15 protein-coding genes are annotated in these 12288 nt (G+C 63.8%); 6 read left to right on the forward strand and 9 right to left on the reverse strand.

Translation table 11 applies throughout. The features are described from left to right. Positions 1-75 precede the first annotated feature (75 nt). Positions 76-969 carry a transcriptional regulator GcvA gene (gene gcvA, locus ACO550_RS18890; RefSeq protein ID WP_315594004.1) on the forward strand — a complete coding sequence of 298 codons (894 nt, stop codon included), beginning with the start codon at positions 76-78 and terminating at the stop codon, positions 967-969. A gap of 6 nt (positions 970-975) precedes the next feature. Here gcvA and ACO550_RS18895 read toward each other — a convergent pair whose 3' ends face one another. Genes ACO550_RS18895 through ACO550_RS18925 form a run of 7 tightly spaced genes read right to left on the reverse strand, consistent with a single transcriptional unit; the run spans position 976 to position 6795 of the window. After that, positions 976-2226 (reverse strand): CoA transferase, encoded by a 1251-nt coding sequence (locus ACO550_RS18895; RefSeq protein ID WP_315594005.1) that lies wholly within the window; start codon positions 2224-2226, stop codon positions 976-978. Further along, the gene (locus tag ACO550_RS18900; protein WP_315594006.1) at positions 2220-2621 is read right to left on the reverse strand and encodes a hotdog fold thioesterase; all 402 of its coding nucleotides are present in this window, start codon (positions 2619-2621) and stop codon (positions 2220-2222) included. Before ACO550_RS18900 ends, ACO550_RS18895 begins: the two co-directional genes overlap by 7 nt. Continuing rightward, on the reverse strand, positions 2618-3628 hold the full coding sequence (locus tag ACO550_RS18905) for a tripartite tricarboxylate transporter substrate binding protein (RefSeq protein WP_315594007.1): 1011 nt from the start codon (positions 3626-3628) through the stop codon (positions 2618-2620). Before ACO550_RS18905 ends, ACO550_RS18900 begins: the two co-directional genes overlap by 4 nt. Before the next feature lie 53 nt (positions 3629-3681). After that, positions 3682-4485 carry an enoyl-CoA hydratase/isomerase family protein gene (locus ACO550_RS18910; RefSeq protein ID WP_315594008.1) on the reverse strand — a complete coding sequence of 268 codons (804 nt, stop codon included), beginning with the start codon at positions 4483-4485 and terminating at the stop codon, positions 3682-3684. A 9-nt stretch (positions 4486-4494) separates the two neighbouring features. Further along, the gene (locus ACO550_RS18915) at positions 4495-5268 is read right to left on the reverse strand and encodes a 3-oxoacyl-ACP reductase FabG (RefSeq protein ID WP_315594009.1); all 774 of its coding nucleotides are present in this window, start codon (positions 5266-5268) and stop codon (positions 4495-4497) included. A gap of 1 nt (position 5269) precedes the next feature. Continuing rightward, positions 5270-6415 carry a thiolase C-terminal domain-containing protein gene (locus tag ACO550_RS18920; protein ID WP_315594010.1) on the reverse strand — a complete coding sequence of 382 codons (1146 nt, stop codon included), beginning with the start codon at positions 6413-6415 and terminating at the stop codon, positions 5270-5272. Positions 6416-6423: 8 nt separating this feature from the next. After that, positions 6424-6795, reverse strand: a complete 372-nt coding sequence (locus tag ACO550_RS18925; protein ID WP_315594011.1) for an OB-fold domain-containing protein — start codon at positions 6793-6795, stop codon at positions 6424-6426. A gap of 256 nt (positions 6796-7051) precedes the next feature. Between ACO550_RS18925 and ACO550_RS18930 the strand changes: the two genes are divergently transcribed. The 3 genes from ACO550_RS18930 (at position 7052) to ACO550_RS18940 (ending at position 10066) form a co-directional block, all read left to right on the forward strand. Then, positions 7052-8446 carry a hypothetical protein gene (locus ACO550_RS18930; protein ID WP_315594012.1) on the forward strand — a complete coding sequence of 465 codons (1395 nt, stop codon included), beginning with the start codon at positions 7052-7054 and terminating at the stop codon, positions 8444-8446. A gap of 153 nt (positions 8447-8599) precedes the next feature. Then, on the forward strand, positions 8600-9370 hold the full coding sequence (locus ACO550_RS18935) for an FAD-binding oxidoreductase (protein ID WP_315594013.1): 771 nt from the start codon (positions 8600-8602) through the stop codon (positions 9368-9370). A 273-nt stretch (positions 9371-9643) separates the two neighbouring features. After that, positions 9644-10066 (forward strand): hypothetical protein, encoded by a 423-nt coding sequence (locus ACO550_RS18940; protein ID WP_315594014.1) that lies wholly within the window; start codon positions 9644-9646, stop codon positions 10064-10066. Between the two features lie 20 nt (positions 10067-10086). Here ACO550_RS18940 and ACO550_RS18945 read toward each other — a convergent pair whose 3' ends face one another. Then, positions 10087-10668, reverse strand: a complete 582-nt coding sequence (locus ACO550_RS18945; RefSeq protein WP_315594015.1) for a histidine phosphatase family protein — start codon at positions 10666-10668, stop codon at positions 10087-10089. 184 nt (positions 10669-10852) lie between these two features. Here ACO550_RS18945 and ACO550_RS18950 point away from each other — a divergent pair, with 184 nt between their 5' ends. Continuing rightward, the gene (locus tag ACO550_RS18950; protein ID WP_315594016.1) at positions 10853-11077 is read left to right on the forward strand and encodes a CbtB domain-containing protein; all 225 of its coding nucleotides are present in this window, start codon (positions 10853-10855) and stop codon (positions 11075-11077) included. A 12-nt stretch (positions 11078-11089) separates the two neighbouring features. Then, positions 11090-11809: a CbtA family protein gene (locus tag ACO550_RS18955; RefSeq protein ID WP_315594017.1), complete on the forward strand. Its 720-nt coding sequence runs from the start codon at positions 11090-11092 to the stop codon at positions 11807-11809. Between the two features lie 18 nt (positions 11810-11827). Here the strand turns inward: ACO550_RS18955 and ACO550_RS18960 are convergent, their stop codons facing one another. Continuing rightward, a complete protein-coding gene (locus ACO550_RS18960; protein WP_315594018.1) occupies positions 11828-12178 on the reverse strand; it encodes a CzcE family metal-binding protein in 351 nt (116 codons plus the stop codon). Positions 12179-12288: the final 110 nt, after the last annotated feature.

A 12288-nucleotide genomic window follows, 5' to 3' on the forward strand; every position in this document is an offset into this window, starting at 1 on the left:
GGCGTGGTGTGGGCGCCTGAATGAAGGAGCGCACTTCGATTGAGTATTTCTCAACCACATGCCAGAATCCACGCCATGGACCGTCTTCCTCCTCTCAATGCGATCCGGGCCTTCGAAGTGGTGGCGCGCCGGCTGAGCATCACGATTGCCGCCGAAGAGCTGCACGTCACGCCGGGCGCCGTCAGCCGCCAGATCCGCACGCTCGAGGATGCACTGGGTATTGCACTGCTGGTGCGCGGTCACCGGCAGATCGCGTTGACGCGCGCGGGCGAGGAATACTATCGAGCGGTGACCAAATCGATGGATGTCCTGCGCGAAGCCACGGTCCGTCTGACACGGCGCACACGTCGCACGCAATTGAAGGTGCGGGCCTACACGACGTTCGCCATGCGCTGGCTGATTCCGCGGCTATCGAGCTTTCATGCGGCCAATAGCGGCATCGAGGTGCTGCTGACGGCGTCGCTCGACCCGGTTGACTTTCGTCGCGAGGACATCGATGGAGCGATACGTCTTGGTGATGGCAAGTGGAGCGGCGCGAATGCCCACCGGCTGGTATCCAACATCCTGGTGCCGGTGTGCAGTCCGACGGTGGCAAAAAAAGTCCGCAAGCCGGCGGACCTGCAGCGCCAGGTGCTGCTCCACTCGATTGCACGTCCTGACGATTGGGCCTGCTGGCTTGCTGCGGCGAAGGTCGATGGCGAGGTCGATGCGCGCAGCGGCATGACCTATCAGAGTTCGGCGATGGCCTATGCGGCTGCACTCGAAGGGCAGGGATTCGCCATCGCGCAACGCTTTCTGGTGGAAGACGACCTTGGTTCGGGCAAGCTCGTGGCGCCGTTCCGCAAGGCCGTGGATATGGGCGACTTTACCTACTACCTTGTCACACCTGCTGACCGCAGCGAAAGCGCCAGCATGGCGACGTTCCGCAAATGGCTGCTCGCGCAGTTCGAGCAGGACCCGCCTGCCTAGCCCGGGCTAGGGCGTCATGGCTGGCGTGTCCGCGCGAACGTGGCAAGCAATAGCGCCGCGCGCGGCCAGCGTGGCGATCTGCTCCGCGTCGAATCCAAACCTCTGCAGGACCGTGGCGGTATCTTGCCCACAGGCAGGCGCCGGGCGCGCCGGCCGTGCATTGGCGCTGGCACTGCAGATCGGGAAGGCCGGCATGCGGATCGATCCCAGCGTTGGATGCGCGACCTCGTCAATCATCCGGTTAGCCGCTACCTGTGGATGGTCCACCACATCGGCGTAGGTGGCCACCGGCGCGCAGAGGATATCCACAGCCTGCAACGCCGCAAGCCACGCCGCCGTGGTGCGCGTGACAAACCGCCGGGTCAATGCGTCGACCATCGCGGCACGGTTCGCCACGCGCATGGGCGAGGTCGCGAAACGCGCGTCGTCGGTCAGGTCGCCAAGGTCCAGCGTCTCGCAAAGCCGGCGCCAGCGGTCGGGCATGTAGGCGGCCACCATGATCCAGCCATCCGCGGTTCGGAATGCCTGGTTCGGTGCCGAGTAGGGCGCTGCACTGCCCGTGCGTGCCGGCAGTTCGCGGTCGGCCAGGTAGCTGGTCAATGACGACTGCTGGAGCGCCAGCGCGGAGTTGAGCAGGTTCACATCCAGATGGCCGCCTTTGCCGTCGCGCTGGCGTTGCGCCAGTTTGGCGAGGACGCCGACCACTGCCACATAGCCGGTCATCACGTCGACCACCGGCGCCTGAACCTTGCATGGTTCGCTGTCCGCCATGCCGATCAGGCTCATCAGTCCCGCATCGGCCTGCAGGATGCCGTCCACCCCGGCGCGGTCCGCGTAAGGGCCGGTCTGGCCATAGGCGGAGATCGAGCAGTAGATCAGTGCCGGATGCTCGGCGGCCAGTTGCGGATAGCCCAGCCCGAGCCGCTCCATCACGCCGGGACGCATGCTTTCGACCACGATATCCGCGCTGGCGATCAGCCGCCGCGCCACCGCAAGGCCATCGGGCGTCTTGAGATCGAGCGCAATACCATCCTTGTTCCGGTTGAAGGCATGGAACAAGGCGCTTTCCTTGTTAGCCTCGTTGCCACCCTCGTCTCCAATCCATCCCGGCCCGAGTCCGCGTCCGAGTTCACCGGCAGGCGGCTCTACCTTGATCACGCGCGCGCCCATGTCAGCCATCAGCATGGTGGAGATCGGCCCAGCGGCGATCTGCGTGAAGTCGATCACGGTCAGTCCTTCGAGCGCATGACTCAGCATGGCGGTAACTCCTGTGCCCGTTTGAACGTGCCTTGTGCGGTAGCGATGCATCCGTCCGTATCGCTAACGAGTTCGGCCGACGAGAAATAGATATTGCGTCCAGCGTGGGTGACCGTGGCGCTGGCGCGTACGCGCCCGCTGCTCACTTTGCCGAGATAGCTGATCGACAGCATCAACGTGACGGCATGGCCCAAGGCACCATCAGCCTGCTGCAAGCCGGCGTAGCCGCAGGCCGCATCGAGCATCGTGGCACTCACGCCGCCTTGCAGCGTGCGCTGGCGATTCAGATGCCGCGGTTCGATCGCAAGTTCGAGAGTGCAGGTACCAGGCCCGACATCGATAAGCTCAACACCGAGCGATTCGAGCAGGGGGTTGTCGAGAAGGAGCGGGTTCACATGGACACCTTGATATGGTTCTCTGAGATCACGCGCTGCCAGCGTGCGAGCTCGTGGCTGATATAGGCCTTGAGTTCATCGGGCGTGGAGCCCTTGACCTCGAATCCCTGCCGGGTGAACTGGTCGGACAGGTCTGGTGATTTCAGCGCGGCCAGCAAGGCACTGTTGAGCTTGTCCACCACGGCGCGCGGCGTCTTGGCCGGGGCCAGCATGCTGTACCAGAGTTCGACGTCGTATCCCTTGAGTCCGGCTTCCGCAAAGGTGGGAAGGTCTGGCATCAACGGCGTCCGGCGTTGACCGGCGATGCCAAGTGCACGGAGCTTGCCAGCCTTTACATACTGGATGGCCGATGCGAAGGTCGCAAAGGAGACCTGTACCTGGTTGCCCATCAGATCGGAGATCGATGGCCCCGTGCCACGGTATGGCACATGCAGCAGGTCGGTCTTGTTGAGTTTGGCAAACACCTCGCCAGCCAGGTGTTGCGGCGTGCCGGGGCCAGGACTGCTGTAGCTGACCTTGCCCGGATTGGCGCGGGTGAAATCGACGAATTCCTTCAGCGTCTTGTACGGCTGCGTGGTGTTCGATACCAGCATCAGCGGTACCGAGCCGATGCGGCCGACCGGTTCGAAGTCCCGCTCGATATTGAATGGCACCTTCATGTCGAGGTACGGATTCATCGTGACCTGGCTCGACGCAATCACGAGCGTGTAGCCATCGGGCGCGGCATGCGCGACGTAGTCCGCCCCGAGGTTGCCACCGGCACCGGGCTTGTTCTCGATGATCACCGGTTGCCCGAGTTGCTGGCTCATCTTCGGTGCGATCAGCCGGGCCAGGATGTCATTGCCGCCGCCTGGCGCAAACGGCACCACGAGCGTGATTGGCTTGGACGGGAACGGTGCCTGCGCCGCGGCCGGAGCGGCAGCACTGGCGGCGTAGGCCGCGATGCCGACGAGGCCGGCGAGGCGCAGTACATGTCGTAGTCTGCGGGTTGCGGATCGGATGTTCATATTGGTCTCCTGTCTTGTTGGAATCGGTAATGGTGGGTAACCGCGCGCAGTGTCTAGCGGCCGGTGAACCGCGGTTGACGCTTTTCGGCGAATGCCTTGCGTCCTTCGATGCGGTCCGCGGTGTCGCGCAGCGCGCCCCAGTAGAGCTCGGTCAGGTCCTGCGCATCGGCCTCGCCCAGATGTGCGGTCTGGCGTGCGAGCTTCTTCACGGCCTGCACGGCCAGTGGCGCGTTGCCTGCCACCTTGTGTGCCAGTGCGAGTGCGCGATCGATCAGGTGCTCCGACGCAACGACTTCGGAAACCAGCCCGATACGCGCGGCCTCGGCTGCGTCGATACGCTCACCGGTCAGGACCATCTGCATCGCATGTGCCGAGGGCACGGCCTTGAGCAGCCGATGCAGTCCCGAGACCGCGGGAATCGAGCCCACACGCGCCTCGGGCAGCCCAAAGCTGGCCTGCGTGGCGGCCACCCGTATATCGCACTGGAGCGCGATCTCGAGGCCTGCGCCAAGGCAGTGCCCGTTGATTGCCGCAATCGTCGGCTTCCAGCATTGCAGGCCGCCCAGGTCCATCAGCCGGATATACAGGCCGAGTTCGGCTGCGGGATCGGGAGCCTGGAACAACGCCTCGGCGTAACTGGCCGGCGATGACTGGGTACCCTTGAGATCGGCGCCCGCGCAGAACGCCCGCGTGCCGGCGCCGGTGAGAACGGCGACATGGACGTCGGGGCGGTCGCGGACTTCGCAAAGGTGCTGGCGTAATGCACGCAACGTGGTGAGGTCCAGCGCGTTCAGCGCGTCGGGCCGGTCGATGGTCAACACGGCCACTGCGCCATCGAGGTTCATATGTACGGTCATCGCGGCTCCTTACACACTTGGCGACGACAGGCTGCGCCCGCCGCAGACATAAAGGGTCTGGCCGGTTACGTACGATGCCGCCGGGTCGACGAAGAAGCTGACCGCATTGGCGATGTCTTCCGCGCTGCCAATGCGCTGCACCGGCACCGACTTTTGCAGCCGCGTTTGCACGTCTGGCGCAAAGGTCCGGAACAGCGGCGTGTCGACGATGCCCGGTGCAATGGCGTTGACCGTAATGCCCTTTGCCGCGAATTCAATCGCCAGCGACCGGGTCAGGCTGACCACGCCGCCCTTGGCCGCGGAGTAGTTGGCCTGGCCGAAGCCGCCGAGCCAGGCACGCGATGAGATATTGACGATGCGCCCGTGGCCGCGCTCGACCATGCCGGGCAGCGCGGCGCGGCAGCACAGGAACTGGGCGCGCAGATTGGTATCGACCACTACATCCCAATCCTCGTCGCGCATCTTGAGAAAGCGCATGTCGCGCACCACGCCAGCATTGTTCACAAGGCAATCGACGGGTCCCAGCGTGGCGGTCACGTGCTCGAACGCCTGGTTGACCGCTGCGGAATCGGTCAGGTCGACCGTAACGCCCATGGCCCGATGGCCGTCGTGTATCAGGCCGGCCACCGCATCTGACAGCGCCGCGGCATCGCGATCGAGCAACGCTACGGCCATGCCCGACGCAGCCAGACGCGTGGCGATGCCCAGGCCGATGCCGCGCGCCGCGCCGGTGATGACGGCAACCTGCCGGGAGTCGGTGGAAGATGTGGAAGACGTGCTCATGTCAGGCTCCGAGGATATGTACCGACGACGCGGCATGGTCAACGCCGGCGATGCCGCCGCCCGTGCATTGCGTGAGGCCGATACGGGCATTGGCTACCTGGCGGCCGTCGGCCCGGTCCTGCAGGTGCCACATGACTTCCACCATCTGTGCGATCCCCGTGGCGCCAAGCGGATGTCCTTTTGCCAGCAGACCGCCGCTCGGATTTACCGGGACGCGGCCGCCGAGTCGCGTGGCGCCTGAACGCAGCAGCGGCACGGCATCGCCCGGTTTGGCCAGGCCCAGCGCTTCGTAATAGAGCAGTTCGGCGATCGTGAACGCGTCGTGCAGTTCCACCACGTTGACATCGTCCGGTCCAAGGCCGGCCTGCTCGTAGGCCTGTCGTGCGGCGCGGGCGGTGATTTCAGCGTCGAGGATGTCGTCATCGGCCTGTTCGCGCATGCCCGACACCACGACCGAGGAAAGTACCTTGACTGGCCTGGTCTGGCTTGGGCGTCGCGTGGTCATGACCACGGCAGCGGCGCCATCTACCTGTGACGGGCAGCACTGCAGCAGCGTCAGCGGATCGGCGATCATGCGCGAGGCCAATACTTCCTCGAGCGTGGTCTCGCTGCGTTGCTGCGCGAACGGATTCAGCGAGCCATGATGGCGGTTCTTGACGGCCACCGTGGCAAGGTCTGCGGCCGAGGCATCGCGTTCATGCAGGAAGCGGGTGCCGCGCATGGCATAGACCGCCGGAAGGACCATGCCTGCCGTTGCGTAAAGATCGGTCTTGGCGTCATTGCGCTGCATCGGGATGGTGCCTCCGCCCAGCGCTGTCAATTGCTCTATGCCGAAGACAAGCACGGTGGAGTACTGCTGCGCCAGCAACGCGTGGCGGGCAAGGTGCACGCCGGTGGCGCCACTGGCGCAAGCGTTCTCGACGTTATAGACCGGTATGCCACGCAGTCCCAGGTCACGCACGATCAACTGGCCAAGAATCATGCCGCCGAGCACATTGGCGCAGTACACCGCTTCGATGTCATCGAGCGCAATACCGGCGTCGTCGACGGCCTTGAGGATGGCCTGTTGCGCCAGTTCCGGCGCCAGTACGCCGGTGTGCCGGCCAAAGGTCGTCATGGCGCCGCCGGAAATGTAGATGTCTTGCATGATTTCGCTCAGTCCTGGATTGCCTGGAAAACGTAGCCGTAGGTGTCATCGGCCTGCGGTGCATAGCGGTCGCCGATTGCCGGGCGCGCCTTGCCCTGCAGGCGGCCGAAGATGCGCAGCGGGCCGTCGAAGTCGACGTAGCCCAGCGCGTAGGGCGGCAAGCCCGTTTTAGGCGCGGGATGAATCACGGTGAAGCTGTAGACCGTGCCGATGCCGGTCACCGGCACCGTGGCATGGTCCGGGGCGAGCGGTGAATGCGCGGGCAGGGCAGGGAACAGCCATTCGCCGGTGGTGTGGTGGCGCGATGCCAGCAGCCTGGGCTGGGCATCCGAACTCCATAGGGAAGGGGTGGCTGGGATGGTTGAGGCGGTGGTTGGCAAGAGAGTCTCCTTTGTCGATGCGATGCGCGTTGCCGTGCGTTGACTGGATAGTCGTATCTGGATGGCGTGGCGACAAACGAGTTTTCTGACTGCTTTGCTTGCGTTTTTCTCAAGCGAAAAGCCGCATCGAGGTCATTGGCATCGGACTCAGGAACGTCCTATCACTAGTGGCATAGGATCGATCGCGACGAAGATGACGTTTTTTTCTTGTTTGTCAGATTCGTCCCGATCGCATCGACCATGCGGAGGCCGGGATATGCGAATCGGAATGCTTGCCGGGTTGGCGTGCGCGCACGCGCTGGTCTTTTTCGATGGCGGCGTCATGGCCCAGACCGAAGCGGGCATGCCAAAGTCGTCGGCGCCCGCGCGACAGCTGATTGCCATTCAATGTGCCGAGGTGCTTGAGAAAACCGACTGGTTCACCAGCGAGAAGGATGTTGCGCCGTCGAGGCACTGCGGCGGACCGGTGGCCAAATCGATGGACAAGCCGGATCCGGCCGGCACGCTGGTCGGGGCCGGCGATGTTCGCGTGGCGGTCGACACGGCGTCGCTGCTGGCTGCAGCAGCGGATGCGAGCGCGGTTCCGGATCAGGTCCGGCTATTCCTGAACGGCATCGACATGGGGCGCAACGGCAGGCTGATTGCGCGTGAAGATGATGGCAATTTTTCGACACTGCGCTTTCATGTCGATGCAGGCAAGGATAGTCAGAAGCTGTGGGCGATGCTCTACCGCACGGTTGGCCTGACCAGCCAGGACGGGCTCAGCGTGGGCCTGGGGTGGGATGGCGGCACCGCCTCGCTTGCCTATACCGCGACGCAGGGCAATCTGCGCGTTGCGGTGACGCACGCCGCCATGCCATGGATTGCGCTGGCCGTGGTGGTAGCCCTGCTGCTGGTGTTCGTACGGCGCGGCGCCGCCAGCGATGTCTTTCGCGATGCGCCGACGCCGGCCTGGTGGCGCACGGCCATGGTGTTGAGGCGGCAGGTGAGGGCCGAGATGCGGCGCGGTCGCGATGAGCCTGATAGCGATGGTGGCGCCGCCAACTGGACCTCGGCCGCATTGTCGGTGCTTGCCGCGCAGAACGCTGGATTTGTAGCCGATGATCCGGCTGCCTGCGCGCGCGCGGCGCATGCGGCAAATGCTGCATTGTCCGGAAGGCTGCCCGACCCGCGCGACGAATCGATGACGATTGCCGGTCTGGTGCTGCGCCAGCAGGAATGGATGCCCGTGCGTGCCACGTTCAGCCTGACCCGCGTGCAGTTGGCACTCTGGTTCGCGTTCGCGGTCTGCGCGGGTGTTTTCCTGTGGGTCATCTATGGTGACCTGCCGCCCATCGACGGTTCCGTGCTGGTACTGCTCGGCATCAGCGTGGGCACGACCGGGGCCTCATTCGCGGTGGACCAGAATTTCGGCGGCCACCCGTTCGAGCCATCGGGTGGCTTCCTGCATGACCTCGTCACCGGGTTTGCCGACGACAAGCAGCAGATCCACCGGCTGCAGGCCGTGATCGTGAACCTGATGCTGCTGGTGGTGGGCATCGTGCATGTGGCGCAGAACCTGACCTACCCAACGTTCGAATCGACCTGGCTGGTGTTCCTCGGGGTCAGCGGTGGCACCATGGTGCTCGGCAAGCAGTATGTCGAAAAGTGATTGACAAAAAGTAAGTAACAGTCATATTTAGTGCGCTAAGGGCCTCATTTCACTACTGGAAGCAGGGTCCTTCCGAGCTTCCGGCCATTTTTGTGGCATGGTTACGGATTCCGTCCAATTTCCGGGTGTTTTACCCCCCCGGCGTGTTCTCCCGTGAGCAATCTCAACCAACAATCCGTTCTTTCCGTCCACCACTGGACCGATACGCTGTTCAGCTTCACCACCACGCGCGATCCCGGCTTCCGTTTCGAAAACGGCCAGTTCGCCATGGTTGGCCTGGAAGTGTCAGGTAAGCCGCTTTTGCGTGCCTATAGCATTGCAAGCGCCAATTACGAGGAAACGCTGGAGTTCTTCAGCATCAAGGTGCCGGACGGCCCGTTGACCTCGCGCCTGCAGCATCTGCAGCAAGGCGATTCGATTTTCGTTGGCAAGAAGGCCACCGGCACGCTGCTGGCAGACAACCTGCTGCCGGGCAAGACGCTCTGGCTGCTGGCCACTGGCACCGGGCTGGCGCCGTTCCTGTCGATCATTCGTGATCCCGATATCTATGAGCGGTACGACAAGATCGTGCTGACGCATACCTGCCGCTTCGTTGAAGAGCTGGCCTATCGCGAACTGATCCAGGAGCATTTGCCCAAGCATGAGTACCTGGGCGAACTGGTCAGCGAAAAGCTGGCCTATTTCCCGACCGTGACGCGCGAGGAATTCGAGAACCGTGGCCGTATCACGGACATGATCGAATCGGGCGAACTGTTCGATCGCCTGGGCGTGCCCGGGTTCTCGACCGAGAACGACCGCGTCATGCTCTGCGGCAGCCCCGACATGCTCAAGGAAGTTCGCACGCTGCTCGAAGCGCGTGGCTTTGTCGAAGGCAACATGAGCCATCCGGGCCATTTCGTGCTGGAAAAGGCGTTCGTCGGCTAAGCTGGTCGGCACTGACGCCTGCCCATCGCTGCATGGGCATCGAACCCCGCAAGACCCACGTCTTGCGGGGTTTTTGTTTTTGATGCCCTCGATATGCTGCCCTCTCCCCCGCACCTCTCCCGCCGTGCGGGAGTAGGGGAGACCACCACGGGCGTAACCAGCGCTTGCGGTGCTCCGCCCATGCTCCATTGGCCTTTTGGCCAATGGAGCATGGAACAGCCCGGCGCTAGAGTGCTTCGATTGGACGGCACATGCCGTACAGGAGAAAAGCAGATGACGATGACCGAGTCCCCGCGTCTCGCCGTTTTCGCATGTCTTGCGTCGATGTTGCTGGCCGGCTGCAACACGGCGCCGATTCCTCCTGGCAAGACGGTGCCGATCCAGGCTGCGCTCGACGCCATCGTCAGCGACGTGTGTGCATTCCAGCAGAAGTTCGCACAGACCCCGCAGGGCCAGCGTACCGGGGTGGAGTCTTATACGGTGGAGCTCGTGCTAAGTATCGATGCGGCCAAGGCAGCGCCGGTGTCGGTGGCGCCCGATATCGCATTCATGCCCACAGTGACCTATGGCAACACGCTCATGATGGCCAAGGACAGCCGGCTGATGGTCACCTTCAGGAATACCGGGCAGCCCGGCGGCCAGGGCGACTGCCCGATCCAGCCAGCGCCACAAGCTCCGCCGCCACCGGCTCAATAGGCCGCTCAGTATAGGCCGGCTCAGTACGCCGGCACGCCGGCCGAGGCCAGCCGCCACTGGCCCTGGTGCACCGACACGGTAGTCAGCGTGAGCGGCGCGATATCCAGTTGCCGGTACGCCTGTTCGGGCGCCTGCAACAGCTGGACGACAAAGGCCTTGATCACACTGGCATGGGTCATGACCAGCGTGTGTCCCGGTCCCCACGGATAGTCGGCGGCCCAATGTGCCACGCGTGCCAGTAGCACGCGCAGCGATTCGCCGCCGTGCGCGGCAGCCGATGGATCGGATAACCATGCCGCAAGCGCGTCGGGCTCTGCCTCGCCAACCTCCTTGAGCGACAGTCCGGCCCAGCGGCCATAGTCCATCTCGCGCAGCGCAGCTTCGGCATGTGCCTCGAACCCCAGCGCACCTACCGCATCGCGCGCGCATCGCATCGGACTGCACAGGACCCGATCCGGCGCTTCAAATGAAAATGCCGCGGATGCGGCAAGGGTGGCGAGTCCGTCGGTTTGCTCGGCATCGAGCGGTTCATCGGCCGGGAAGCGTCCCGCACGCAGGGCGGCGGTGGCGGGCAGGCAAAGCAGTGAGATGCGGATTGTCATGCGGTCGGTCTTCGAGTCGACTAGAATGCACGGATTCCGATGAGAGGAAGCCGGTGGGAATCCGGCACGGTCGCGCCACTGTATCTTGATCCGCAGGTTGTTTCGACAATGCGGATTGACAAGTCAGACCTTCTCACCGAGCCAACATCCGTTACGGGACGCGTCATCCTCAAGGAGAAACAACTTGCACGCAAGCGCTACGTTCACGCCCACCATCGCGCCGAACATCGCACCAATCTCGATCCCGCTGCGCGAACTGCTGCCATGGGCCGTGTTCGGCACGGTACTGATGCTGCTGGCCATCTATTTCGTCGGCGTGGAAGAAGGTGCCATGGCGATCTTCAATACCATGTATGTGCATGAGTTCGTCCACGATGGGCGGCATCTGCTCGGCTTTCCCTGCCACTGAGGAAGCGCGCGCATGGTAAGAAGTCTGCTGGTCCGCGGCATGCTCGCGGGCTTTCTGGCCAGCGTGCTGGCCTTTGGTTTTGCAAAGATGGTTGGCGAGCCCCAGGTAGAGGCTGCGATTGCCGTCGAGGAACAGATGGCCGAGGCGATGGGCGGCAGCCACGCGCATGAGATGCCGGAGCTGGTCAGCCGCGACGTGCAGTCGGGGCTTGGCCTGCTGGTCGGGCTTGGTGTGTTCGGCAGCGCCGTCGGCGGGCTGTTTGCGTTGGGCTTTGCCGCCGTGTACGGCCGCGTTGGCGCCATCGGTGCGCGCGCCACATCGCTGATGCTGGCGTTGCTCGGCTATATCGCCATCGTCCTGGTTCCCTTCCTCAAGTACCCACCCAATCCTCCGGGCGTAGGCGATCCGTCGACGATCGGCATGCGTACCGCACTGTTCTTCACCATGATTGGCCTGTCGCTGGCAGCCATGGTGATTGCGCTCGTGCTGGCCCGCAGGTTCGTGGTTCGTGTCGGCGCGTGGCGCGCATGGCTGGGCGCAGGCGCACTGTTCCTGGTCCTGACGGCACTGGCACAGGTGGTGCTGCCGGAAATCAACGAGATCCCCGGGCATTTCCCGGCGGTGCTGCTGTGGCAGTACCGGGTGGCCGCATTCGGTATCCAGGCCGTGATGTGGGGCGCGCTGGGGCTGCTGTTCGCCAGCCTTGCGCAGCCGTTGCTCGCGCGACGCTAGGTCCGGCGGGCAGGGCGCTCAGCCCGCGCTGTACACCAGGCTGGGTTCGATGTGAACGTAGACATCGCTGGCCTGTGGCACGTCCGGCATCAACAGCCCAAGGTTCATCGTCCGGCCTTGCGTGGCCTGCAGGAAGGTCCATGCCACGGTGCGGTCGCCGGCGCGCAGCGCCACCGACTCTCCCGATGCCACACGCACATGATGGATGCCGGGCGCGATCGTCACCGTGCGCGTCACGGTCTCGCTCGGTGCCGGAGCGCCAAACAGCCTGGCATCGGGGCTCACGGGCGCCGGCGTGCTCCAGGCAAGCGCGGGAGCGAGCAACAAGGCAGGGATCAAGGCGGTAATCGGCAGTGTCTTCGAAGTCATGATTCTTCTTTCGTTATGCGGTATGGACAGGGTAGTCGTCCGTTATCGATTCCAGAAATGACTTGAATTCACAGGGTGCAGTCGATTTTTTCCGCGCCATGTTTGTGATG

It is taken from the genome of Cupriavidus sp. (genome assembly GCF_057315035.1).

Coding starts and splice junctions, on each gene's coding strand:
- gcvA (WP_315594004.1), top strand. CDS start 76: ATGGACCGTCTTCCTCCTCTCAATGCGATCCGGGCCTTCGAAGTGGTG.
- ACO550_RS18895 (WP_315594005.1), bottom strand. CDS start 2,226: ATGCTGAGTCATGCGCTCGAAGGACTGACCGTGATCGACTTCACGCAG.
- ACO550_RS18905 (WP_315594007.1), bottom strand. CDS start 3,628: ATGAACATCCGATCCGCAACCCGCAGACTACGACATGTACTGCGCCTC.
- ACO550_RS18910 (WP_315594008.1), bottom strand. CDS start 4,485: ATGACCGTACATATGAACCTCGATGGCGCAGTGGCCGTGTTGACCATC.
- ACO550_RS18915 (WP_315594009.1), bottom strand. CDS start 5,268: ATGAGCACGTCTTCCACATCTTCCACCGACTCCCGGCAGGTTGCCGTC.
- ACO550_RS18920 (WP_315594010.1), bottom strand. CDS start 6,415: ATGCAAGACATCTACATTTCCGGCGGCGCCATGACGACCTTTGGCCGG.
- ACO550_RS18930 (WP_315594012.1), top strand. CDS start 7,052: ATGCGAATCGGAATGCTTGCCGGGTTGGCGTGCGCGCACGCGCTGGTC.
- ACO550_RS18940 (WP_315594014.1), top strand. CDS start 9,644: ATGACGATGACCGAGTCCCCGCGTCTCGCCGTTTTCGCATGTCTTGCG.
- ACO550_RS18945 (WP_315594015.1), bottom strand. CDS start 10,668: ATGACAATCCGCATCTCACTGCTTTGCCTGCCCGCCACCGCCGCCCTG.
- ACO550_RS18955 (WP_315594017.1), top strand. CDS start 11,090: ATGGTAAGAAGTCTGCTGGTCCGCGGCATGCTCGCGGGCTTTCTGGCC.
- ACO550_RS18960 (WP_315594018.1), bottom strand. CDS start 12,178: ATGACTTCGAAGACACTGCCGATTACCGCCTTGATCCCTGCCTTGTTG.